Origin of the sequence: Methylophilus sp. Leaf408 (assembly GCF_916856905.1) — a bacterium.
Lineage (GTDB): Bacteria > Pseudomonadota > Gammaproteobacteria > Burkholderiales > Methylophilaceae > Methylophilus.
This window is the reverse complement of record NZ_CAKASK010000002.1, coordinates 153029-175512: the sequence shown is the minus strand read 5'-3', so window position 1 is coordinate 175512 and position 22484 is coordinate 153029. Positions and strand designations below refer to the sequence as shown.

Annotated in this window: 24 protein-coding genes; 17 read left to right on the top strand and 7 right to left on the bottom strand. The window is 49.2% G+C overall.

The genetic code is table 11. From position 1 onward, the window contains the following. Window positions 1-18: 18 nt before the first annotated feature. Window positions 19-1380 carry a cysteine--tRNA ligase gene (cysS, locus tag LPA26_RS11675; RefSeq protein ID WP_229008482.1) on the bottom strand — a complete coding sequence of 454 codons (1362 nt, stop codon included), beginning with the start codon at window positions 1378-1380 and terminating at the stop codon, window positions 19-21. A 259-nt stretch (window positions 1381-1639) separates the two neighbouring features. Here cysS and LPA26_RS11670 point away from each other — a divergent pair, with 259 nt between their 5' ends. The 5 genes from LPA26_RS11670 (at window position 1640) to LPA26_RS11650 (ending at window position 5910) form a co-directional block, all read left to right on the top strand. Beyond that, window positions 1640-2728 carry a tetratricopeptide repeat protein gene (locus LPA26_RS11670; RefSeq protein ID WP_229008481.1) on the top strand — a complete coding sequence of 363 codons (1089 nt, stop codon included), beginning with the start codon at window positions 1640-1642 and terminating at the stop codon, window positions 2726-2728. An 83-nt stretch (window positions 2729-2811) separates the two neighbouring features. Continuing rightward, window positions 2812-4059, top strand: a complete 1248-nt coding sequence (locus LPA26_RS11665; RefSeq protein WP_055870010.1) for a murein L,D-transpeptidase family protein — start codon at window positions 2812-2814, stop codon at window positions 4057-4059. Then, window positions 4059-4628 (top strand): peptidylprolyl isomerase, encoded by a 570-nt coding sequence (locus LPA26_RS11660; protein WP_229008480.1) that lies wholly within the window; start codon window positions 4059-4061, stop codon window positions 4626-4628. The genes LPA26_RS11665 and LPA26_RS11660 overlap by 1 nt, the downstream gene beginning before the upstream one ends. Window positions 4629-4665: 37 nt before the next feature. Continuing rightward, a complete protein-coding gene (locus LPA26_RS11655; protein ID WP_055827947.1) occupies window positions 4666-5160 on the top strand; it encodes a peptidylprolyl isomerase in 495 nt (164 codons plus the stop codon). Window positions 5161-5163: 3 nt separating this feature from the next. After that, window positions 5164-5910: a UDP-2,3-diacylglucosamine diphosphatase gene (locus LPA26_RS11650; RefSeq protein ID WP_229008479.1), complete on the top strand. Its 747-nt coding sequence runs from the start codon at window positions 5164-5166 to the stop codon at window positions 5908-5910. 99 nt (window positions 5911-6009) lie between these two features. Here the strand turns inward: LPA26_RS11650 and nusB are convergent, their stop codons facing one another. The 3 genes from nusB to LPA26_RS11635 all read right to left on the bottom strand — a co-directional run bounded on the left by nusB (window position 6010) and on the right by LPA26_RS11635 (window position 8822). Next, window positions 6010-6549: a transcription antitermination factor NusB gene (nusB, locus tag LPA26_RS11645; protein WP_229008478.1), complete on the bottom strand. Its 540-nt coding sequence runs from the start codon at window positions 6547-6549 to the stop codon at window positions 6010-6012. Next, a complete protein-coding gene (ribH, locus tag LPA26_RS11640; protein WP_055870046.1) occupies window positions 6546-6995 on the bottom strand; it encodes a 6,7-dimethyl-8-ribityllumazine synthase in 450 nt (149 codons plus the stop codon). Before ribH ends, nusB begins: the two co-directional genes overlap by 4 nt. A gap of 159 nt (window positions 6996-7154) precedes the next feature. Then, entirely contained in the window at window positions 7155-8822 is a 1668-nt protein-coding gene (locus LPA26_RS11635) for an OFA family MFS transporter (RefSeq protein WP_229008477.1), read from the bottom strand. A 170-nt stretch (window positions 8823-8992) separates the two neighbouring features. Here LPA26_RS11635 and phoB point away from each other — a divergent pair, with 170 nt between their 5' ends. The 12 genes from phoB (at window position 8993) to LPA26_RS11575 (ending at window position 20584) form a co-directional block, all read left to right on the top strand. Next, window positions 8993-9697: a phosphate regulon transcriptional regulator PhoB gene (gene phoB, locus LPA26_RS11630; RefSeq protein WP_055827933.1), complete on the top strand. Its 705-nt coding sequence runs from the start codon at window positions 8993-8995 to the stop codon at window positions 9695-9697. 120 nt (window positions 9698-9817) lie between these two features. Then, window positions 9818-11446, top strand: coding sequence for a glycosyltransferase family 39 protein (locus LPA26_RS11625; protein WP_229008476.1), 1629 nt, complete (start codon window positions 9818-9820; stop codon window positions 11444-11446). A gap of 48 nt (window positions 11447-11494) precedes the next feature. Next, window positions 11495-12514 carry a glycosyltransferase family 2 protein gene (locus LPA26_RS11620; RefSeq protein WP_229008475.1) on the top strand — a complete coding sequence of 340 codons (1020 nt, stop codon included), beginning with the start codon at window positions 11495-11497 and terminating at the stop codon, window positions 12512-12514. 6 nt (window positions 12515-12520) lie between these two features. Continuing rightward, window positions 12521-12895, top strand: coding sequence for a GtrA family protein (locus tag LPA26_RS11615; RefSeq protein ID WP_229008474.1), 375 nt, complete (start codon window positions 12521-12523; stop codon window positions 12893-12895). Beyond that, a complete protein-coding gene (locus LPA26_RS11610) occupies window positions 12888-13727 on the top strand; it encodes a ChbG/HpnK family deacetylase (protein ID WP_229008473.1) in 840 nt (279 codons plus the stop codon). Before LPA26_RS11615 ends, LPA26_RS11610 begins: the two co-directional genes overlap by 8 nt. Then, window positions 13724-15217 carry an apolipoprotein N-acyltransferase gene (gene lnt / locus LPA26_RS11605; RefSeq protein WP_229008472.1) on the top strand — a complete coding sequence of 498 codons (1494 nt, stop codon included), beginning with the start codon at window positions 13724-13726 and terminating at the stop codon, window positions 15215-15217. The genes LPA26_RS11610 and lnt overlap by 4 nt, the downstream gene beginning before the upstream one ends. A 48-nt stretch (window positions 15218-15265) precedes the next feature. Then, entirely contained in the window at window positions 15266-15529 is a 264-nt protein-coding gene (locus tag LPA26_RS11600) for a hypothetical protein (RefSeq protein ID WP_229008471.1), read from the top strand. Further along, entirely contained in the window at window positions 15523-16464 is a 942-nt protein-coding gene (glyQ, locus tag LPA26_RS11595; protein ID WP_200936999.1) for a glycine--tRNA ligase subunit alpha, read from the top strand. Before LPA26_RS11600 ends, glyQ begins: the two co-directional genes overlap by 7 nt. Further along, window positions 16461-18560, top strand: coding sequence for a glycine--tRNA ligase subunit beta (gene glyS / locus LPA26_RS11590; protein WP_229008470.1), 2100 nt, complete (start codon window positions 16461-16463; stop codon window positions 18558-18560). Before glyQ ends, glyS begins: the two co-directional genes overlap by 4 nt. A 41-nt stretch (window positions 18561-18601) precedes the next feature. Further along, window positions 18602-19144: a D-glycero-beta-D-manno-heptose 1,7-bisphosphate 7-phosphatase gene (gmhB, locus tag LPA26_RS11585; RefSeq protein WP_229008469.1), complete on the top strand. Its 543-nt coding sequence runs from the start codon at window positions 18602-18604 to the stop codon at window positions 19142-19144. Then, window positions 19144-19860 carry a 1-acyl-sn-glycerol-3-phosphate acyltransferase gene (locus LPA26_RS11580; protein WP_055870084.1) on the top strand — a complete coding sequence of 239 codons (717 nt, stop codon included), beginning with the start codon at window positions 19144-19146 and terminating at the stop codon, window positions 19858-19860. The genes gmhB and LPA26_RS11580 overlap by 1 nt, the downstream gene beginning before the upstream one ends. Before the next feature lie 10 nt (window positions 19861-19870). Beyond that, the gene (locus LPA26_RS11575; protein WP_055827899.1) at window positions 19871-20584 is read left to right on the top strand and encodes a M48 family metallopeptidase; all 714 of its coding nucleotides are present in this window, start codon (window positions 19871-19873) and stop codon (window positions 20582-20584) included. Between the two features lie 25 nt (window positions 20585-20609). Here the strand turns inward: LPA26_RS11575 and LPA26_RS11570 are convergent, their stop codons facing one another. The 3 genes from LPA26_RS11570 to LPA26_RS11560 form a co-directional block, all read right to left on the bottom strand. Further along, window positions 20610-21116: an SRPBCC family protein gene (locus LPA26_RS11570; RefSeq protein WP_229008468.1), complete on the bottom strand. Its 507-nt coding sequence runs from the start codon at window positions 21114-21116 to the stop codon at window positions 20610-20612. 63 nt (window positions 21117-21179) lie between these two features. Continuing rightward, the gene (locus LPA26_RS11565) at window positions 21180-22052 is read right to left on the bottom strand and encodes a DMT family transporter (RefSeq protein WP_229008467.1); all 873 of its coding nucleotides are present in this window, start codon (window positions 22050-22052) and stop codon (window positions 21180-21182) included. Between the two features lie 154 nt (window positions 22053-22206). Next, complete coding sequence (locus LPA26_RS11560; RefSeq protein ID WP_055827890.1) at window positions 22207-22434, bottom strand: bacterioferritin-associated ferredoxin; 228 nt, start codon at window positions 22432-22434, stop codon at window positions 22207-22209. Window positions 22435-22484 lie beyond the last annotated feature (50 nt).

Sequence of the window (22484 nt, the reverse complement as noted above, 5' to 3'; positions counted from 1 at the left end):
AAAAGAATAGATTGGTGGTTAGGCACGACGCCAGGTTGTGCCTTGTGCAGTATCTTCCAGCACAATCCCTGCATCAGACAATACTTTGCGGATACGGTCAGCCTCAGCAAAATCTTTGCCTTTTTTCGCAGCGATACGGGCCGTGATAAGGTTGTCGATATCCAGTTCGCCGCCAAGGTCTTCGCCTTGCATAAAAGCTTCCGGGTCACGTTGCAACAGGCCGACAATACTTGCCAATTGTTTCAATAATGCGGCAGTTTGCTGGGATTTGTCTTTGTTCAAATCATTTGCCAGCTCAAACAGTATGGCTATCGCTTCGGGTGTATTGAAGTCATCGTCCATGGCTAATTTGAATTTAGCCGCTTGTGGCTGCTGCCAGTCAATGTCGCTGTCGGGCACATTTACACCACGCAATGCAGTATATAAGCGCGTCAGTGAAGCTTTCGCATCATCCAGATGCTTGTCGGAATAATTGAGCGGGCTGCGGTAATGCGCGCGTAGGATAAAAAAGCGCACGACTTCGGGATCGTACTTTTCCAGCACTTCACGGATAGTGAAAAAGTTGCCCAACGATTTGGACATTTTCTCATCATCCACGCGTACAAATCCATTATGTATCCAGTAGTTCGCCATGGTGCAGCCATGTGTCGCTTCGGATTGTGCAATCTCGTTTTCATGGTGCGGAAACTGCAAATCCTGACCGCCGCCATGGATGTCAAAGTGTTCGCCAAGAAGCTCTGCGCTCATGGCTGAGCATTCAATATGCCAGCCAGGGCGGCCGTTGCCCCATGGCGATTCCCAAAAAGGCTCGCCCTGCTTGGCTGACTTCCACAACACGAAATCCAGCGGGTCCTGTTTGTGACCATCGACATCCACGCGTTCACCGGCGCGCAGGTCATCCAGGGTTTTGCCGGATAATTTGCCGTAATCGTTAAAGCTACGCACTTTATAAAATACGTCGCCATTGTTTGCCTGGTAGGCAAACCCTTTTTCAATCAGTTTGCTGATCATGTCCAGCATGCCTTGTACATGCTCGGTGGCGCGTGGCTCGATGTCCGGGCGAATAATGCCTAGTTTGGCCGAGTCTTCGTCCATTGCGGTAATAAAGCGTTGAGTAAGGCTTTGGATGGATTCGTTGTTTTCGTTTGCACGTTTGATGATTTTGTCATCAATATCGGTGATGTTGCGTACATAAGTGACTTCGTAACCACTGGCGCGAAGCCAGCGTGCAACCATGTCAAATACCACCATCACGCGCGCATGCCCCAGATGGCAAAAGTCATAGACTGTCATTCCGCAGACATACATGCGTACTTTATTAGGTTGGATTGGCTTGAAATCTTGTTTGCTGCGGGTAAGGGTGTTGTGTAGTTTTAACATGCTAACAAATGTAATGTGGATTAATGCGTGATAAAATTAGCAGCAGTAAGGGAATGCTCTAAAATGTTAAGGAGATAGCCTTTGTGTAGGCCAGCTGAACATTGGTAATAATTCAAGTTGTTATCTTGTCAGGCAAATGATTAAAACGCGAATTGATCTGGAAATCATTGCGTATTATTCACCTATATTTGCACTGTCTCTTGTACAATTAAAGTATAACATACTGCTAAAAATCAACGATTGCTCAGGTAATTAACTCATGAATGCAACATTAAAAAAATATTTGCTGGTAGTAGGGATCATTTTCAGTCAGGCGGCACTATCCAATAGTGTGATGGCCGGTCAAACAAACGTAGAACTTCGCGAAATTAATCAGCTTTCAGAGCAGGGCAATCAGGCAGCGGCGCTGGATAAAGTGAACACTTATCTGTCGTCTAATCCTAAAAATGCCGAAGCCATGTTCATGCGAGGCGTCATTCTGGTTGAGCTCGGCAAGCGTGATGAGGCGATTAAAGCATTTACTGATTTGTCTGAGAAGTATCCAAACCTGCCTGAGCCATACAATAACCTTGCTGTGTTATATGCTGACCAGGGTCAGTATGATAAAGCCCGCAAAGCGCTGGAATCTGCGATTAAAACCCACCCAAGCTACGCCACAGCGCATGAAAACCTGGGTGATATTTATGCGCGTATGGCTTCCGAAGCTTATGACAAGGCACTGAAGCTGGATACTTCGAATAGCCGTGCACAAAATAAACTGGCGATGATCACTGATTTATTTGGTGGCAAGAGGGCAGTTGCGCGTCCTGCGACGACTGTACCGCCAACTGCACCTGCTTCTACAGTTATGCCTCCTAACAGCAATGCACCTACGGTGACGCCGCCAGCGACACCGGCGCCTACAACCGCAACACCGCCTGTCGCAGAAACCAAAAAACCGGTAGTGGTAGAAACTAAACCTATTGAATCCAAACCGGTAGAAACCAAGCCAGTGGTTGATAATCAGGAACAAGTGGTAATTGATGCAGTCAATGCCTGGGCGGATGCCTGGGCAGCGCAAAATGTTGATCGTTACCTCGATAGTTACGCAAAAGACTTTAAGACACCAGGTGGTGAAACACGCAAACAATGGGAAGCTACACGTCGTGACCGTGTCAGCCGTCCGGCAAAAATTTCCGTCAATCTGCAAAATATTGCTGTGAAAATGGAAAGCCAGACCTCTGCGAAAGTCACATTCAGGCAGATTTACAAGGCAACTGGCCTGGATGCTAACTCCAATAAAACCTTGAATCTGGTCAAAGAAGGTTCACGCTGGCTGATCAAGCAGGAGCGCGTAGGCAAGTTCTAATGGATGTATTGCGCTGATTTTGGTAGTAAACTCGTGAATAACGAGCAAATTCAGCGAGTTAGCGCGCAGTTTTGAATTAACGAATGTATAATATTGGCATGAGAAGTTTGAGAAAATATTGCTGTATCGCATTTGTGAGCGCAGCGCTACTGCCATGGAATGCCACAGCGGTGAATCACGAGGCGTTAACCGCACGCCTGTTCATACAAAATAAAAACACCGGTACTGTCGAACGCATGCTGGTGCAGACCTTGCAGTCTATCAAAGAAGGGCGCTTGCAACAGGCGCTGGACTATGTAGACCAGCTCCTCGCAATTTCCCCTAATTTCGCATTGGCTCATCTGATTCATGGTGACCTGCTATCTGCCAAGGCGCGTATCCTCAATGGTTTTGGCGATGTGAACCCCGCCAATTTAAACCGCATCCAGGATCTCAAAGATGAAGCTGAAATCCGTATCCGTAATTACTTTGATCGCAACCGTGGGTTGACCCAGCCAAATCTTCTGGTAGAGCTTTCAGAAAAACAAAGTCACGTGCTGTTTGTGGATACGGCGCGGTCCAGGCTTTACGTATATGAAAAAAGCCAGAATGACACTTTGAAGTATGTCGCAGACTATTATGTGACCATCGGAAAAAACGGCACTGGCAAAAAAGACCAGGGCGATAAACGCACGCCTATCGGTGTTTACTTTGCGTCGAAGAAACTAAATCGACCTCTGCCTGATCTATATGGTGACGCAGCCTACCCGCTGAATTATCCGAATGAGATGGATAGCTATGAACGCAAGACCGGTTCAGGCATCTGGATTCATGGTACTCCTCGCGATACTTATAGTCGTCCGCCGCGTGCCAGCGATGGTTGCGTAGTGCTTTCTAACCCTGATGTAAAAGCGTTGCAGGACATACTGCAAGTAGGCAGTACACCAGTGGTGATCGGAGTTAACTTTGAGTGGATCAGCCCTGAATCTCTGAAACAGCAGGAGAAGACAAAATCTGCGTTAAAGGTTGCGCTGGAGGATTGGCGTAGAGACTGGGTATCGCAGAACACGGACGCCTATTTGGCGCATTACGCCGGCGATTTCTTTTATTCAGAAGGTGGCTTATCAAAATGGTCTGGTTACAAGCGTCAGATTCAGGCGTCTAAACCTAAAGTGAGTATTAATTTGTCAGAAGTCAGCATGTTTACCTATCCTAATTCAACCAAGAATATGGTAGTGGTGGATTTTGAGCAGGAATATATCAGCCCTGCACTTCGTGAAGTGATGAAGAAGCGCCAGTACTGGGTGCAAGAAAATGGGCAATGGAAAATTTTATATGAAGGATCAGCTTAATGCGTAAACTGTTAGCGCTCTCTTTTTTATGCATCATGACCGTCGTTTCGTCTGTAAATGCGGCCACACAAGTCACCTTTGAAACTAACCAGGGCAACTTTACCGTTGAAGTGTATGCCGATAAAGCCCCTAAAACGGTGGAAAATTTTCTGCAATACGTGAAAGATGGTTTTTACACCAATACTGTTTTTCACCGCGTGATTAGCCGCTTTATGATCCAGGGCGGCGGTTTTGATCGTGAATTAACCGAGAAACCGACACGCGCACCGATTATTAATGAATCCAATAATGGCCTGCTAAACCAGACCGGTACCATCGCCATGGCGCGTACCCAGGATCCTAATTCTGCGACGGCACAATTTTTTGTGAATGTGGCGGATAACCAGTTCCTCAATTACACCAGCCCGGAAGCAAGCATGATCGGCTATTGCGTGTTTGGTAAAGTGGTTTCCGGCATGGACGTAGTGTTCAAAATCAGTAATTTGCCTACCGGTAATCAACGCGGTTTTTCCGACGTTCCGATTCGTACTGTCATTATCAAGCGCGCGACCATCGTCAGCGCCAAGTAATTTTTTTCAGCCTTTAAATCAATAAACGGAGAATGTTTTGGTAAAACTCACTACCAACTTTGGCGATATCACTATCGAACTTTATGCTGAAAAAGCACCTATCACAGTAGCTAATTTTATCAGCTATGTTGAAAAAGGTTTTTACGACGGGGTGATTTTTCACCGCGTAATTAAGGATTTTATGATTCAAGGTGGTGGCTTTGATGTCAACATGAAACAAAAAGCTACTGATGCCACCATCAAAAATGAAGCCGACAATGGTTTATCTAATGATAAATACACACTGGCAATGGCGCGCACCATGGTGCCTGACTCCGCATCAGCACAGTTCTTCATCAACGTAAAAGACAATGACTTTTTGAACTTCACTTCTGCGACAACACAGGGCTGGGGCTACTGTGTATTTGGTAAAGTAGTTGAAGGTACGGATGTTGTCGATAAAATCAAAGCGGTTGCCACTGGTAACCGCGCCGGTCACCAGGATGTGCCCGTAGAGCCAGTGATTATCGAAAAAGCAGTTGTAGTCGCTTAAGGCATGACCACCTGGATCATTTCTGATCTGCACTTGAGTGCGCAAAGGCCTGCGGTAACGCAGGCTTTTTTGCATTGGCTGAAAGCAGAAGTCGCTCACGCAGAAGCGCTCTATATTCTCGGTGATTTTTTTGAGGTGTGGGTGGGTGATGATGTTTTGAAAGACGCTCAGCAGTGTGCCGAATTTTTACCTGTTGTGCAAGCATTACGCACATTGTCTGATAGTGGCGTCAAACTGTATTTCATGCATGGCAACCGTGATTTCTTAATCGGTGACGATTTTGCCAATGCATCAGGCTTGCAATTGCTTGCAGATCCCACCCTAATCAAGATGGGAAACAAACGCATTCTTTTGTCGCATGGCGATGCGTTGTGCACGGATGATACGGCTTATCAGCAATTCCGTAGCCAGGTGCGCAGCCCGCAGTGGCAACACGCCTTTCTGGCACAGCCGTTAGCGGAGCGGATCGTCTTTGCCGGACAAGCGCGTAGCCAAAGCGCACAGAACAAAGTTATGCAGTCCATAGATATCATGGATGTTAACCAGTCCGCGGTTGAGCAACTTTTAAATGAATTTGAATATCCAGAGGTTTTATTGCATGGGCACACACACAGGCCGGGTATGCACACCATAGTGTTTGATGGCCATAAGTGTGAACGATGGGTGCTAGGGGATTGGCATGACACAGCTGTCGTCTGTCGAATGGATGACGACAGGATTGAACTAGTCACATTGCAATTAAATCCCTGAATTTAGTTTCTGTAATATCAATACAAAAAAAGCGCTCATTGAAATTGAGCGCTTTTTTTTGGGGGAGCGGCTTTGTAAGCCTCAAAATGATTCATTGAATTACTTTTTGATCTGATTTCCGAACTCTTGCGGCCTGACTTGCGCTGCAATTTTATCCAGGACGCCATTGATGTATTTGTGCCCATCAATGCCACCGTACGATTTGGCCAGTTCCACGCCTTCATTGATTGCTACGCGGTATGGAATGCTCATGTCAAACATTAATTCGTAACCGGAAATACGCAATACTGCATGTTCGATCGGGCTAAGTTCTTCCAGTTGACGGTCAATAAACTGGCTGATCATGGCATCAATATCAGCCGTATGCTCAAGCACGCCTGTCAGTAATTGTTTGAAGTAGCCTTCGTCCGCTTTGGTGTAATCCGGGTCATCCAGACTATCAAACCGTAACTGTTTTACATCGCCGGCATTCATGCGGTTGCGATACAGCGCTTTTAATGCCAGTTCGCGTGATTTACGACGATTTTTAGTGCCTCTGCTTCTTGCTGAAGAGCTCTGCGGCTTATCAGATGACTTGCTTGACGGGTCTTGATTGCCTGAGGCGTTCTCCCGACTCCCTGGGGTCTTTTCCTGACTCATAGTGCATTTACCAGGTTGGCCATTTCGATGGCTACCTGCGCTGCTTCGGCGCCTTTAACCGCAACGCGTTCTTCTGCCTGCTCATCGTTTTCAGTAGTGAGAATCGCATTCGCCACCGGCACGCCGGTATCACGTTGCACTTCAGAAATGCCTCGTGCGGATTCATTGGAAACCACTTCGAAGTGGTAGGTTTCACCTCGGATAATGGCACCGAGCGCTATCAATGCATCATAGGTTTCAGTCAATGCCATATGCTGCAGCACCAGCGGGCTTTCCAGGGCGCCAGGTACGGTTGCCAGGGTGATGTCTTCGGCTTTAACACCCAGCTTCAACAACTCCTGTTCGCAAGCGTGCAGCAGGCCTGTACCGATGTTTTCATTAAAACGTGAAAGAACGATACCGATTTTTTTGCCGGTACCGTCCAGATTTGGGGAGATTTTATTCACTTGGGAATCCGTAGGCTAATACTTAAAACGTGTATTTTAACCCAAACCGCATGTATCGCGTTTGATTGAATGGTGAGCAGGCTAAAAAGTGTTTGCTGATGCTACTTTTTAGCCTGTTTCTAGTCTTGCCTTATGAGGTTTTATTGCCGGCGAATTAGCCTAGGCAAACAGCGCCCAAGCTTTTTGTACCGTCATCGAGATGCCGTAGGTGATTGGAATTAAAACTGCCAGCCAGGTCAGTCTGACCAGCCATGGCGAGCTAGGCTTGCCATCGTTGATAGGCTTAACGTTTGTTGCGCCAGTTTCTTTGGATTTACCCAAGGATTGTTCAACAGCAAGTTCGGCATCGGTCATGAAGTATTTACTGTCCACCGGCCTCACCAGCAGATTGGCAACGAAGCCAATGCCTAATAGCGCTGCAAGTGTCAGGAAAATCGGTGCATAGATGTCTGCAAACGGTACTTTCGCTTCCAGACGCACATCATGCATGTAGTTGACGATGACAGGCCCAACGATGCCTGCTGTGGACCATGCCGTGAGCAAACGGCCGTGAATTGCCCCTACAAACTGGGTGCCAAACAGATCAGCAAGATAGGCAGGAATGGTAGCAAAACCGCCACCATACATGGAAGCAATCACGCAGAATGCGATCAAAAACAGCGCAAGCTGGTGATGGTTGGCAGCATAGGTGGCTGTGATATACATGAATGCGCCGAGTACAAAAAAGATGAAATAGGTATTACGCCGCCCCAGTTTGTCTGAGGATGTCGCCCAGCCAATGCGGCCGAAGATATTAAATACCGAAATCAGTCCGACAAAACCGGCACCTACAGCGGCTGCCGCTGCAGTCAATGACTCATCCGCTTTGATATCGGCAAAAGTTAGCGATGGTTGTGCGATCAGTTTGCCGCCAAAGGTTTCCTGGAGCATAGGTGCCGCAGCGCCAATAATACCAATCGCTGCTGACACGTTCATGCACAAGATCAGCCACAGTAGCCAGAATTGCGGTGTTTTATGTGCATTTTTCAGGTGTACATGTTTGTTCACCACCATACGTTTATGCTGCTGGTCTGGTGGTGTCCATCCTTCCGGTTTCCAGTTGGCGGCCGGGATACGATAGCCTAAAGAACCACAGGTCATGAAGATAAAATAAACAATGGCCAGAACGACAAAGGTTTGCCAGACACCAGGTTCAGTAGGCGTTGCAAACAGGCTCATCAGCTTGGTTGCGAGGGGTGAGCCTATCATGGCGCCGCCACCAAAGCCCATAATCGCCATGCCGGTCGCCATGCCTCTGCGGTCAGGAAACCATTTGATCAGCGTCGACACGGGAGATATGTAGCCAAGGCCAAGACCTATGCCGCCTATCACGCCACTACCCAGCCACATCATCCATAACTGATGGTGATAGACACCACAAGCCGAGATCAACAAGCCACCGCACCAGCAGAGTGTCGCCACCAGACCAGCCTTGCGCGGTCCTGCACGTTCCAGCCAGCCACCCCATAATGCAGCAGAGCAACCAAGCAGTACAAAAAACAGGGTGTACATCCAGCCCAGGTCGAACTGTGTCCAGTTGCAATCAGTCGCAAATAAGGCCTCAGCCGTGCCTGCAAGCTTGTCTGAAAAACTGCTCGCGCCAGCTGCACATGCAGCCAGTGGTGCGCCATCTGGCCCGGTCAAAGCTGTGCCAAGGGGTTTCCAGAACACACTGAATCCATAAGCCATGCCAATCGATAAATGTACTGCTAGTGCGGCTGGTGGAACCAGCCAACGGTTAAAGCCTTTGCCTGCCGTAATATGTTCTTTTGACAGATTGAACAACATGTAATACCCCTTAAATTTCTCCCGGTAACATCTTGTTACAATTTCACTTAAAAGGCAATCCGCGCAAATTTAAAATTATGTGAGGTTGTCATTAAAATGTCACAATACATTCATAAACTGGCGAGCAATTAAAGAAGTACATTTTGTTGGAAATCCTAAAAGGGAGCGTCATGGCAGCAGCTAATATTTTGGTCGTAGAAGATGAGCCGGCAATCCAGGAATTGCTTGCATTGAATATCAAACAAGCCGGACATCATGCGATTCGTGCTACCAGTGTAGAACATGCGCAGATGCTATTACGTGAAACCATGCCTGACCTGATTCTGCTGGATTGGATGCTGCCTGGTATGAGCGGTATCGAGTTTGCCCGTCGCCTGAAGTCAGATGGTTTAACCAAAGAAGTACCGATTATTATGCTGACCGCGCGTGGCGATGAATTTGATAAAGTGCGTGGTCTGGAAGTTGGTGCCGATGACTACGTGACCAAGCCGTTTAGCCCTCGCGAACTAAATGCGCGTATCAAGGCAGTCTTGCGTCGCCGTGCGCCCCAGATGACAGATGACCCGATTGAAATCGCGGGCCTGCATCTCGACCCAACCACCCACCGCGTCACCGGTCATAATGTGCATATTCCACTAGGCCCAACTGAATTCAAGTTGCTGCACTTTTTCATGACTAATCCTGAGCGTGTGCACAGCCGCACACAGTTGCTGGATAAAGTCTGGGGTGACCGTGTATTTGTTGAAGACAGAACCGTGGATGTGCATATTCGCCGTTTACGCAATGCACTGGTGGCATCTAACCATCAGGACATGATTCAAACCGTACGTGGTTCCGGCTACCGTTTTTCGGTACATACTGATCCCGGTCAATAGTTATTTTGCCTAAAGCCTGCATGCCTGCAGGCTTTTTTGTGTGCGGGGCGGGGGGCACACTATCATAAGCGTTTGCGGCATGATACGCTTGCGAGTTCGTTTTTCACGTTCGTAATGCCTATGAAACCTGCGCCTGCCCACTTGTCGTCTGCTTCAACGCTGACCTGGTTAACACGTCTATTTTGGTTAGGGTTAATTGTCTGGGTCGCCTTGACTTTCAGGCAGCATGGCATCAGCAATGACGAGTATGTACAACATACATACGGCCAGATGTTGCTGGATTGGTACAGTTCAGGTTTTACCGATCAGGATGCTTTTCACTACCGCAACCTTTACCTGTATGGCGGTTTGTTCGACATTATTGCGGCTGCGCTAGACCCCTATGTGCCCATTATGATTTGGGACATCCGCCATTTACTCTCCGCCTTGTTCGGCCTGCTGGGTTTTTACGGTGTTTCGCGTTTTGCCTATTTATTAGGCGGCCAGCGCCTGGCCTTAGTCTCCATGCTGATGCTGCTACTGACCGTCTCTTGGTCAGGTGCCATGTTTACCCATACCAAAGACATTCCATTCGCTGCTTGTATGTTGTGGGCGCTTTACGCTACGGCACTGGTGGTGCGTGATATGGAAAATGTCAGTGGCAAAGCCATCGTATTGTTGGGCTTTGCCGTCGGTGGCGCGCTAGGCTTGCGCGTAGGCGGAGCGTTCGCTGTGATCTATCTTATCTTGCTGGTAATCTGGCGTGCATGGCTGGATCATAAAGCGAATGGCTCACCCGTGCTGTCACGCTTGTTACGCATGGTGCTGGTGTTGTTGCCTGCTGCTGTATTGGCGTTTGTATTTATGGCCATCTGCTGGCCATGGAGCGTGATCGATGTCGATAACATTCTCGAAGCCGCTGAATCATTCTCACATTTTGATTTCAATATGCAGACCATGGCAAATGGGGTTATGTACAACATCAGTGATGTACCGCGCAGTTACCTGTTCCAGTATCTGGCGGTGAAATTGCCGGAAGCCGCATTGCTCGGGTTAGCCTCAATTCCGCTACTATGGCTGGCATGCAGAAACGCTGTACAGGCCGCCGACATGAATACGCGGATTACTATGCATACGCTGCTGGCCGCTATTCTATTACCTTTAATGTTTGTGCTAAACGACAAGCCGGCACTTTATAACGGTGTCCGCCACTTCACTTTCTTGCTGCCATTGCTGGCGATTCTTGGTGCATGGGCGGTATTGACCATGTATGACGCTTTTGCAAACAGCCGCTGGTCCGGCCGCGTAGTTTATCAATCACTCTGGGCTGGGGTCGTGGCTGGGTTAATGCTGGTTACATTTATCGATATTGTGCAGTTACATCCATTTGAATATGTACGACTTAACCGGCTGGTTGGTGATCAAAAGCAGGCGCAATTCAATTGGGAAGGCGATTACTGGTCTAGTGCTTTGCGAGAGGCCATGGATCAGTTGCAGGCGATGAAGCTGCCTGAGCGCTCGCAACCATATTGGATCGGTGCTTGTGTAGATACACCGCAAATTGAACCTTATCTTGATCACCGCTTTAAGGTGACACGCAGATGGGAAGAAGCTGACTTTTATATTTCAACCACCAATATGCATTGCCACGAAGTAATGAAGGGCAAAGTTATCGTTAATATTGAGCGCGAGGGTATGTCACTAGCGGTAGTGAAAGACAGGCGTAATCTGCAGGCGAATGATCGTTCAGCAACACCTGCCAAAAACTAGACTGAATCCGCTACAATCCCAATCAGTTCATTACCAGAATGTAATGCCATGACAATCACAGACTCTGCCCGCCCGACTGCCCAGCCGCATATTACGGTCATGGTGCCGGCTTACAATGAAGAAAAAAACATCGCCAGTACCCTGCAAAATATCAGCAGCGTCTTGCAGCAAATGTCGCCGTATTGGGACATTGTCGTGGTGGATGACGGCAGTCGCGACCAAACGGCGCAGGTCGTGCAAAGTCTGATAGATGTTCATCATGTCACCCTGGTCAGATTCTCGCGTAACTTTGGTAAGGAAAACGCCATCAGTGCTGGCTTAGGTTTTGCCAAAGGTGAGCTGGTGATTTGTATGGATGCTGATGGCCAGCACGCTTCAGACCTGATGTTTACCATGCTGGAAAAATGGCGCGAAGGCTACGACATGGTCTATGCCGTCCGCCAGGACCGCGAACAGGAGTCCTCGTTCAAGCAATGGGGTTCGCGCCTGTTTTACCGCATGATGAGTTCCAGCAGCCATATCGATATTCCGCGTGATGCCGGTGATTTTCGATTGATGGATAGGAAAGTGGTGGATGCCCTGTGTGCGCTGCCGGAGCGTAACCGCTTCATGAAAGGCATTTATGCCTGGGTTGGCTATAAATCGATTGGTATCCCCTATACGCCTTTACCAAGGTTACATGGCGAAAGTGCTTATTCAAAACTCAAATTGATTGCACTGGCGTGGACAGGCATTACCAGTTTTTCCGTATTACCTTTACGGTTGGCCAGTTTGACCGGTGTGGTACTGGCGCTGATAGCGTTTGCCTATGGCGCAGTGGTCGTGATTGATGCTTTATTCTTTCATGAATCCATTCCAGGGTGGCCAACGGTGGTCGCCAGCATGATGTTTTTTGCAGGTGTGCAATTGTTGTTTATTGGCGTGCTCGGTGAATACCTGGCACGGGTGTATGACGAAGTCAAAGGCCGTCCACCCTATATTGTTGCCGAAGTGGTGGAACCGCTAACGTTTAAACCGGAAGCAGCAGTAAAACCTCCGCGTCGTCGAAAACCTAAGGTTGATGCTTAGTTACTCATGCGCGCTTCAGTATTAGGCTTTGTCAGTGTCGGTGCAGTGGCTGCAGCGGTGCATTATGTAGTCGCCCTGCTGGCACATGCGCTAGGCTGGGTGCCATCTGACGCGAACTGGCTGGGGTTTCTTGCCGCATTCCCGGTCAGTTACATCGGTCACCGCTGGTGGTCTTTTCGCGGCACACAAGCCAGGCACCAGCAAGCATTTCCCAAATTTTTAGCGGTCGCATTAACAGGATTTTTAGGCAATCAGGCCTTGGTTTGGTTGGCACTTACTTACACGCCATTGCCGTTCTGGTTTGTGTTGGGTGTGGTAATGGTGGTTATTGCGATGAGCACTTGGTTGCTTAGCCGCTTCTGGGCTTTTAAGCATGGCTAAAGTTAAAGTCATTGTCTGTGCGGATGATTTTGCACAATCTGCAGCGATTGATGCCGCTATTCTTGATTTGATTCAACGCGGCGTACTCACGGCCACTTCGTGTATGACCCTCAGCCCGACCTGGGCTAAAAGCGCTACTCAGTTAAGCCCGAAAATTCGCGCGAAAGCCGATATCGGCTTGCACCTGGATTTTACCCAGTTTTCGCGGACGTTGCGCTTATCTCACCCTGTGCTAGTGTTACGCAGCCTGCTTGGTTTGCTGGATCAACATGCAGTGCGCGCCAATATCCAGCAGCAGTTAATTGCCTTTGAACAGGCTACCGGCACCGCGCCAGATTATGTAGATGGCCATTTGCATGTGCATCAGTTGCCCATTATCCGTGATGAGTTGTTAGCGGAAATGCAACAGCGTTATGGAAAATTATCAGCCTATGCACGGCCATGGTTAAGGATCTCCAGCCCGCCAGCGGACAGTGGTTTGAAGGCGCGGATGATTCATTGGCTGGGTGCAAAAGCATTGCAAACTGCTGCTTTGCAAGCCGGACTCAGGGTGTCGCCTTGCTTGCTCGGTGTATATGATTTTGAAGGAGATGCCGCGGATTACCAGGCGCATTGGTTAACCTGGGCAAGGCAACTCAAGCAATACTCAACGTCAACCCCATATAATCTTCCGCCGGTATTAATGTGTCATCCGGCCAAGCCATTCGATAAAGCTGACGAAAGCGACCCGATTGCACTGGCGCGTATTGTTGAATGGCAAGTCATGCAGTCACCTGATTTTTCTACCTGGCTTTCTAAAGCTAATATTCAACCTGTGAAAGGGTCGCATTGAGTAGGTTCAAGCATTGGGCGCAGCAAGCGCCACTCTGGCAACGCGCTTTATTGGCATTAGCTTTGGGCGCGCTCACCGTATTAGGTTTCGCACCGTATTACCTGTTCTGGTTGCCCTGGTTGTCTTTAGCTATTTTGTTATTTCTCTGGCAGCAAGCCAGTACCTCAGGTCAGGTATTCAAACTGGGCCTCGCGTTCGGCATCGGTTTATATTGCGTTGGCATTTACTGGATTTATATCAGCCTGCATGACTTTGGCGGTATGCCCTGGTGGTTTGCCGGATTCAGTACGTTTTGCCTGTGTGCATTTATGGCATTGTTCCCGGCACTGTCTGGTTATCTTGTGAAAAGATCTGGCAACCTGTTGTGGATGGCGCCACTTTTATGGGCACTTTCAGACTGGGTTCGCAGCTGGATTTTTACCGGTTTCCCATGGCTCACTTTAGGTTATTCACAAGCGCCATCCAGTCCGTTGGTGGGATATTTGCCGGTCATCGGCGTATATGGTGTTTCGGCATTGACGGCAGGGATCGCTGCCAGTCTGACTTATGCATGGCTGAATAACGCAAATCGTTTACGTGCATGCATATTAACGGTTGCACTTTTGGCAGTTGGCAGTGTGTTGGCAGTAATCCCGTGGAGCCATCCTGTCGGGCAACCTGTCACCGTCGCCCTTTTGCAGGGCAATATCAGCCAGACCATTAAATGGTCACCCGAGCAGGCGCAGCGTACCTTGCGGCAATATCTGGATATGGTACGCATGGCGGAAGCGAAACTGATAGTTTTGCCGGAGACCGCATTGCCTATGCTGGCCGAACAGATTGATCCATCGTATCTTGCCGCACTCAAACAGCATGCCGTCAGCCAGCAAGGCGATATCCTGCTCGGCGTGGTAGAAGCAAAAAATAATAATTATTACAACAGCGCCATCAGTTTCGGCACTTCGTCTGCGCAATCCTATGCCAAAAGTCATTTGGTACCATTCGGCGAATACATCCCATTAAAAGGCGTATTCGGCTGGATATATGAGGACTTGTTGCATATGCCGCTCAGTGATTTGTCACGTGGTACTTCCAGAAAACCACTGCACATTGCTGGGCAAAAAATAGGCGTGAATATTTGCTATGAAGATGTGTTCGGTGAAGAGATTGCACAACAACTGCCGGAAGCAGAATTACTGGTGAATATCAGCAATGACGCCTGGTACGGTAAATCGTTTGCGGCAGAACAGCATATGCAATTTAGCCAGGTGAGGGCAATTGAAACCGGGCGTATGGTGTTACGCAGCACCAATACCGGCGCCACTGCCATTATTGGTCACGATGGGCAGATCAGGCAGCATGCACCGCATGACGAGGGTCTGATTCTGGTAGGCAAGGCGCAAAGCTATCAAGGTAGCACCCCATATGTCTGGTGGGGTAATTACTTGTTTATTATATTGAGTGCGCTGGGTTTACTGATAAGTCATCGATACACTCGACGTTCAGCCTGAGCAATGACGAACTCACTGAATCAATGCTTAGTGATTGAGGGATAAACCATGCAAGACTTTACTAAAGACGATGTTAAAAGTAACGATGCAACATTCGTTAATACCTCTGGTATGGGTAAAGATGCAGTCATCCCTGAGGGCGTGAAAGGCTGGAGCTGGGGTCACTGTGACTACCTGACCGATCTTTCCGGTAAAGAATCATTTGGTGACACTCTGCCAGTCTTTCAGGCACGGCGAATCATTTCGTGGCTACCTGTTATTCAGGTAAAATCTGCCTTTTGCATTTCATCGGATCAGGCAAAATGGTGCTGACCTTTCAACAAATCATTTTAAAACTACAAGAATACTGGGATAAACAGGGTTGTACCTTGCTGCAACCCTATGACATGGAAGTCGGGGCAGGCACCAGCCACACTGCCACCTTTCTGCGCGCATTAGGCCCTGAACCATGGAAAGCCGCCTATGTACAACCTAGCCGTCGCCCAAAAGATGGCCGTTATGGCGAAAACCCTAATCGTCTGCAACACTACTACCAGTACCAGGTAGTGCTAAAACCGGCACCGGCCAATATTCTCGAACTGTATCTGGGCTCACTCGAAGCCCTGGGTTTCAACCTGAAAGAGAACGATATCCGCTTTGTGGAGGATGACTGGGAAAACCCGACCCTGGGTGCATGGGGGCTGGGCTGGGAAGTCTGGCTGAATGGCATGGAAGTCACACAATTCACTTACTTCCAGCAGGTCGGCGGCATCAATTGCAAACCTATCACCGGTGAAATCACCTACGGCCTGGAACGCCTGGCGATGTATCTGCAAGGCGTGGAAAACGTCTATGACCTTGAGTACTCACCGGGGGTTAAATACGGCGATGTGTTCCACCAGAATGAAGTTGAGCAATCTACCTATAACTTTGAACATTCCGATGTTGATTTCCTGTTCACCGCCTTCAATGCACACGAAAAACAGGCCAAGCATTTGATGGAAGTACAACTGGCCTTGCCTGCATACGAGCAGGTGCTCAAGGCCGGGCATACTTTTAATTTGCTGGATGCACGTGGCGCCATTTCAGTCACCGAGCGTGCAGCCTACATTGGCCGTATTCGCAACCTGGCCCGTGCAGTCGCTGCCAGCTATCTCGATAGCCGCGCGCGTATGGGTTTCCCGATGGCACCTAAAGAATGGGCCGACGAAGTCATCGCCAAACTGGAAAGCGATAAAGCAGAACAAAATAAGAAAGCCGCCGCATGAGTACCCGCAATCTGTTAGTTGAATTGTTTGTAGAAGAACTGCCGCCTAAAGCGCTAAATAAATTAGGTGAGGCATTCAGTGGTGTATTGGCCGAAAGCCTGAAAGCTTCCGGTTTGCTGGCCGATAGCAGTGCTGTGACTACGTTCGCTTCCCCTCGCCGGTTGGCCGCGCATATTACGGATGTGGCTGCCAAAGCTGCCGACAAACAAGTCGCGCAAAAACTGATGCCAGCGACTGTAGGTCTGGATGCCAGCGGCAATGCAACACCTGCGTTACTGAAGAAACTGCAGGCGCTGGGTGAAAACGAATCTGCGGTTGCCAGATTGCGCAAAGAAAATGATGGCAAAGCGGATATCCTGTTCCTGGATGCGACGCAATCAGGGGCCAATTTGCAGGAAGGCCTGCAAAAAGCCCTTGATGAAACGCTGGCCAAGTTGCCTATCCCTAAAGTGATGACTTACCAGATCAATGACGGCTGGCAAAGTGTCAACTTTGTGCGTCCGGCGCATGGACTGGTTGCATTGCATGGCGATGAGATTATCCCTGTTTCCACTTTGGGTTTGACCGCAAGCAATACCACGCTAGGCCACCGTTTTGAAGCGAAGAATCCAGTGGTGACACTCAGCTCTGCTGACACTTATGCGCAACAATTAGCCGACGAAGGTGCTGTGATTGCCAGTTTTGCAGACCGTCGTGCTGAAATTGTAAAGCAACTGCAAGCCGCTGCTGCCAAAGAAAATCTCAAGCCGATTGAAGATGATGCCTTGCTGGATGAAGTGACTGCGCTGGTGGAGCGTCCCAATGTGTTGCTCGGCCAGTTTGAAGAAGAATTTCTGGCCGTACCGCAAGAATGCCTGATACTGACCATGAAGGCGAACCAGAAATACTTTCCATTGTTGGACGCCAACGGGAAACTGACCAACAAGTTTTTAATCGTTTCCAATATCAACCCGGCTGATGCCAGCAAAGTGATTGGTGGTAATGAGCGTGTGGTGCGTCCGCGCCTTGCAGATGCCAAGTTCTTTTTTGACCAGGATAGGAAAAAGACACTGGACAGCCGTTTGGCTGGCCTGGCTAAAGTGGTGTACCACAACAAGCTAGGTTCACAGGGTGAGCGGAACGAGCGTGTGGTGACGATTGCCTCTGTCATTGCCCAGCAAATCGGAGGTGATGGATTTGTGGCAAAAGTTGCGCAAGCGGCACGTTTATCCAAGGTCGATTTGCTGACAGATATGGTCGGTGAATTCCCTGAGCTGCAAGGTATCATGGGCCGCTACTATGCGCAGCATGAAAGGCTGGCCGATGATGTCGCCTATGCGATTGAAGACCATTACCGTCCACGCTTTGCCGGTGATGATCTGCCGCGCAGCCAGGTCGGTGTAGTGGTTGCCCTGGCAGATAAACTGGAAACCTTAGTCGGCTTATTCAGCATAGGCGAAAAACCAACCGGCGACAAAGATCCATTTGCCTTGCGTCGTCAGGCGCTGGGCATTTTGCGTATGCTGATGGAAACAGATTTACCATTGGCATTCGACAAGCTGATTGCGCAAACATTAAGCGTATTTAACGGCAATCCTGATGTGGCGGAAGCGATCCAGGCATTCTGTTTTGACCGCCTGGCAGTCAATCTGCGCGATCAGGGCGCCAGCGCGCTGGAAGTGGATGCCGTGCTGTCGTTGTCACCCAACCATCTGGCAGAAGTGCCGCGTCGTTTAGCTGCGGTACAGGCTTTCGCTAACTTGCCGGAAGCGCCAGCGTTGGCAGCCGCTAACAAGCGCGTCAGCAATATCCTGAAAAAAGTCGAAGGCGAAGTGACGGCGGAAGTGAACGCCAGCATGCTGCAGGAGCCAGCCGAGAAAGCGTTGCATCAGGCGCTGGAAAATACCAAACCAAAGGCTGACCAGCTGTTTGAAACCGGTGATTATGCCGCTTCATTGCAAGCCTTGGCTGCGCTTAAAGCACCGGTGGATACATTTTTTGAGGATGTTATGGTCAATGCTGAAGACCCTGCATTGAAGGCGAACCGTTTAGGCCTGCTGGCAACGTTGCACCAGGCTATGAACCGCGTAGCAGATTTATCGAAATTAGCCAGTTAATGTAAGACATTCCTGTTGTTCAGGAATGCCGGAGAAAGTTGATGAAACTCGTTATATTAGATCGTGATGGTGTCATTAACCAGGACAGCGCGACCTTTATTAAAAATCCTAACGAGTGGATCCCGATTCCCGGTAGCCTGGAAGCGATTGCTTTGCTGAACCAGCGTGGTTACCGCGTCGCTATCGCGACAAACCAGTCAGGAATAGCGCGCGGTTATTTTGATATGGCGACCTTGAATGCCATACATGAGAAAATGCATAAAGCCGTCGCGCAAGCAGGTGGCAGGATAGATGCGGTGTTTTATTGCCCGCATGCTGCCGGTGACAATTGCGCGTGCCGCAAACCAAAAACTGGCATGATAAAAGAAATCGGGCTGCGTTTTAATCTGGAACTTAGTAAAGTCTATGGCGTTGGTGATGCCTTGCGCGATCTGCAGGCGTTTGCTGATGCCGGTTGCCAGCCTTATCTGGTGAGAACCGGCAAAGGCGAAGAAACCTACAACCTGGCCGAAGTGCCTGCAAATACCATTGTGGTGGCTGACCTGGCCGCTGCCGTGCAAGACATTATTGCAGGGGATAGATAATGGGTAATGCCGTGTTGTATGTGCGGGCGCTGTTGTTTTATGTGGGGCTGTTTGCATTAACCATTCCTTTTTCAATATTTGCATTGATATTGATCCCCATGCCATCAGCGGTCACGCGCTCCCGCTGGGTAAGTCGATGGGCGGACTGCGTGTTGTGGTGGCTGAAAATCACCTGCAACTTAAGCTATGAAGTGAAAGGCCGTGAACATATTCCTGATTCGGCTTCAGTGATTTTGTGCAAGCATCAATCCGCCTGGGAAACCATCGCTTTACAATCTATCTTTCCACCACAGGTGTGGGTGCTTAAAAGAGAGTTACTGATGCTGCCATTTCTTGGCTGGGCACTGTGGGCGGTAGGTTCTATTCCCATTGATCGCAGTTCCGGCCGTGAGGCTTTGAAGAAACTGGTCAATCATGGCAAAGACCGTCTCAAGCGTGGTTTATGGGTGGTAATTTTCCCTGAAGGCACGCGTACTGCGCCGGGTGCACGTGGCAAATACCATATCGGTGGCGCCTGGCTGGCGTCGCACAGTAACAGCACCGTTGTTCCGGTCGCACACAATGCCGGCCGGTTTTGGCGCAAGAGTTCTATCCTTAAATATCCTGGTGTCATTCAGGTAGTGATTGGTCAGCCGATTGATACTACTGGCCTGAAGCCGGATGCGGTGAATAAACTGGTGGAAGACTGGATAGAAACCGAAATGCAATCCCTGTGATCACGGCAACATGATAGAACAAGTGTTGCAATTGCCTGACGGGCAAACCATTGCTTATCAACTCGATCTGCGGGTGCGCAGAACCATAGGCCTCAAAATTACTGCTGAAGGCCTGGTAGTGCATGCCCCCAAACGCATTAACGCCAGCCAGCTACAGCAAGTATTATTGCAAAAAGCCAGCTGGATCCAGCAAAAACTCGCATTGCGTGAAAATAACCATGTGAGCCCGATGCAGTGGGTTGATGGCGAGCCGCTGATGTTTATGGGGCAGGATATCGTGCTGTCGCTGCAGCATCACGCGACGAATAAAGCGGTTGTGCTGCAAGGCAACCAGTTACTGGTGCGGTCGCCACAAATAGATCAGCAGGCGTTTGTTGCCCGCAAAGTATTGCAATGGTTTGCACAGCAGGCATTGCCGGACTTTAAACGGCGGGTAGAACTGCTAGCGGCCCAGATGGGCGAAAAGGTGACTGGCGTAGCACTTTCAAATGCCCGCTCACGCTGGGGGAGTTGTAATAGCCGCAGGCAGATACGCCTCAACTGGCGGTTGATACAAGCGCCGCCGCATATTATCCAATATGTGATTTGCCATGAGATGGCGCATCTGAAAGAGATGAACCATTCGGCAAGGTTTTATGCGGTGCAGGCTAGTCTGTTTCCCAATCATGTACAAGCCGAAAAAGAACTGAAAGCCTTGTCTGCCATTTTGCATCGCATGGCCTGATCAAACTTGGTGAGCACTAAACCCGCTAGCGCGACTGTTTGATGACTGCCACCAACTGGTCAAGTACCGCGCTCCAGCCTTCCTGAAAACCCATCGCCTCATGCCGCTGTTTAGAAGCTGCGTCGGCATGCAAGGCGTAAGCGGTATAGCGGGTTCCGTTAGTGATTGCTTCCAGGACGATACTGGCCGTCATCATGAATTCTGCGCATTCATGGCCGGGAGACTGTTCAGGGCTTTTGGCTGGCCTGAATCCGGGTTCCAGCGCATTGGTCCATGTCAGTTTCTTACCGGGGATGACTTCAAGGTAACAGCCACTATTGGGAAACTGCTGGCCTTCTGGTGATTGCATGATGGTGCGGAAAAGGCCGCCTGGTTTCAGGTCAATTTCACAATCTATCGTTTTCCATGGCAGTGGACAGAACCATTGTTTGAGATGTTCCGGTGTCGTCCATGCATGCCAAATTTCTTCCGGTAATACATCGACTTCTTTCTCCAGTACCAAATCCAGTTCCGGGTTGATTGCTATTGCCATACGCACTCTCCTTTAATTTGGCAATTGGGCATAACGGTTACTTCTTGGTCGCCCTGATGCTGATTAGTTTATTCTATTCGCAAGCCATATCCCTGTGAAGATGGTGAGCATCCCCAGGAATTGGTACAAGTGAAAAGCTTCGTGCAACAGCAGCGTGGAGAGCACTGAACCAAAAATCGGCATGGCATGGATAAAGACACTCGCGCGTACCGAACCCACCAGCGTCACCGCTTTTGAATATGCCAGCAGCGCAATCACGGACGGAAAAATGCCGATATAGGCCAGTATCCACAACGTTTGCGGGTTTTGCAGGTGTATGGTTCTGGTCTGCAGTTCCCAAACGCAAAGTGGTAACAGGAAAATCAAGGCAATCATCACCTGGCATAACATCAGCCCGGTTCGGTTGATGGATGCCGGAATGTCTTTCAGCCACAGGGTATATAAGGCCCAGAACACCATCGCCAGGAAGATAATCACATCTCCTTCTGCAAAAGCCAGCGTTAGCAGTATTTGCAAATCGCCGTGTGAGACGACAATTAATACCCCAGTCAGCGACACCAGTAAGCCGATTAACTGGCTGGCTGGTAATGTTTTCCGGTAAAACACAAAGCCGAAGATAGCGACCAGGAATGGAATAAATGAATTGAGGATAATGCCGTTGGTAGCACTGGTCGTATGCAAACCCCAATACACCAGTAAGTTAAAGGCTGCCACGCCCGTGATCGCGGTACCAAAAATAGGCCAGCGGTAAGCGTAATAATAGATGCGGTCACGCAAAAATGGCCGCAGGGCAAAAGGCAACAAGCAGGCGAAAGCAATGCTCCAGCGGATAAGTGACAAAGTCACTGGCGGCACTGAAGTGTTAATAGCGCGCCCGGCGATAAAGTTACCTGCCCATAATAAAGGCGGCAATAGTAGCAACAATAGAATGCGCAAGTTTAAGGTTGGTAACTGGTTGTCTGACAATGAGTAAATAAGCTAGATTAAGATACTGGAATTGTATGGAGGATTGGGATACCTGCAAAGCCTGAAGCATACATGCAAAAAGGGGCCGAAAGCCCCTTTTTTGAATATCATACGCCGGTATTAATTAAGCCGCGCCTAATTGCACCGGTGTCAACTGAATCAGTTTTTTGACCAGGCCCGGATGTTGTTCAGCGTGAGCCTCTTTCAGGCAGGCTTTTGCGCAACTGACACATTTTCCACAGTCTGCACCGACGCCGAGCTGCTCTTTCAAATGCTTAACGGTTTTAGCGCCGTCCCTGACTGCCTGATGAACCTGGCGCTCGGTCACTGCATTACAAACGCAAACGTACATATGTTCTCTATTAGGTTACTAATGATAATTATTATCATTTATTGAGAGTT

What these genes read in the sequence shown, in the direction of transcription:
- cysS (WP_229008482.1), bottom strand. Translation starts at nt 1,380, where the DNA reads ATGTTAAAACTACACAACACCCTTACCCGCAGCAAACAAGATTTCAAG.
- LPA26_RS11670 (WP_229008481.1), top strand. Translation starts at nt 1,640, where the DNA reads ATGAATGCAACATTAAAAAAATATTTGCTGGTAGTAGGGATCATTTTC.
- LPA26_RS11665 (WP_055870010.1), top strand. Translation starts at nt 2,812, where the DNA reads ATGTATAATATTGGCATGAGAAGTTTGAGAAAATATTGCTGTATCGCA.
- LPA26_RS11660 (WP_229008480.1), top strand. Translation starts at nt 4,059, where the DNA reads ATGCGTAAACTGTTAGCGCTCTCTTTTTTATGCATCATGACCGTCGTT.
- LPA26_RS11650 (WP_229008479.1), top strand. Translation starts at nt 5,164, where the DNA reads ATGACCACCTGGATCATTTCTGATCTGCACTTGAGTGCGCAAAGGCCT.
- nusB (WP_229008478.1), bottom strand. Translation starts at nt 6,549, where the DNA reads ATGAGTCAGGAAAAGACCCCAGGGAGTCGGGAGAACGCCTCAGGCAAT.
- LPA26_RS11635 (WP_229008477.1), bottom strand. Translation starts at nt 8,822, where the DNA reads ATGTTGTTCAATCTGTCAAAAGAACATATTACGGCAGGCAAAGGCTTT.
- phoB (WP_055827933.1), top strand. Translation starts at nt 8,993, where the DNA reads ATGGCAGCAGCTAATATTTTGGTCGTAGAAGATGAGCCGGCAATCCAG.
- LPA26_RS11625 (WP_229008476.1), top strand. Translation starts at nt 9,818, where the DNA reads ATGAAACCTGCGCCTGCCCACTTGTCGTCTGCTTCAACGCTGACCTGG.
- LPA26_RS11620 (WP_229008475.1), top strand. Translation starts at nt 11,495, where the DNA reads ATGACAATCACAGACTCTGCCCGCCCGACTGCCCAGCCGCATATTACG.
- LPA26_RS11615 (WP_229008474.1), top strand. Translation starts at nt 12,521, where the DNA reads ATGCGCGCTTCAGTATTAGGCTTTGTCAGTGTCGGTGCAGTGGCTGCA.
- LPA26_RS11610 (WP_229008473.1), top strand. Translation starts at nt 12,888, where the DNA reads ATGGCTAAAGTTAAAGTCATTGTCTGTGCGGATGATTTTGCACAATCT.
- LPA26_RS11600 (WP_229008471.1), top strand. Translation starts at nt 15,266, where the DNA reads ATGCAAGACTTTACTAAAGACGATGTTAAAAGTAACGATGCAACATTC.
- glyS (WP_229008470.1), top strand. Translation starts at nt 16,461, where the DNA reads ATGAGTACCCGCAATCTGTTAGTTGAATTGTTTGTAGAAGAACTGCCG.
- gmhB (WP_229008469.1), top strand. Translation starts at nt 18,602, where the DNA reads ATGAAACTCGTTATATTAGATCGTGATGGTGTCATTAACCAGGACAGC.
- LPA26_RS11580 (WP_055870084.1), top strand. Translation starts at nt 19,144, where the DNA reads ATGGGTAATGCCGTGTTGTATGTGCGGGCGCTGTTGTTTTATGTGGGG.
- LPA26_RS11575 (WP_055827899.1), top strand. Translation starts at nt 19,871, where the DNA reads ATGATAGAACAAGTGTTGCAATTGCCTGACGGGCAAACCATTGCTTAT.
- LPA26_RS11570 (WP_229008468.1), bottom strand. Translation starts at nt 21,116, where the DNA reads ATGGCAATAGCAATCAACCCGGAACTGGATTTGGTACTGGAGAAAGAA.
- LPA26_RS11560 (WP_055827890.1), bottom strand. Translation starts at nt 22,434, where the DNA reads ATGTACGTTTGCGTTTGTAATGCAGTGACCGAGCGCCAGGTTCATCAG.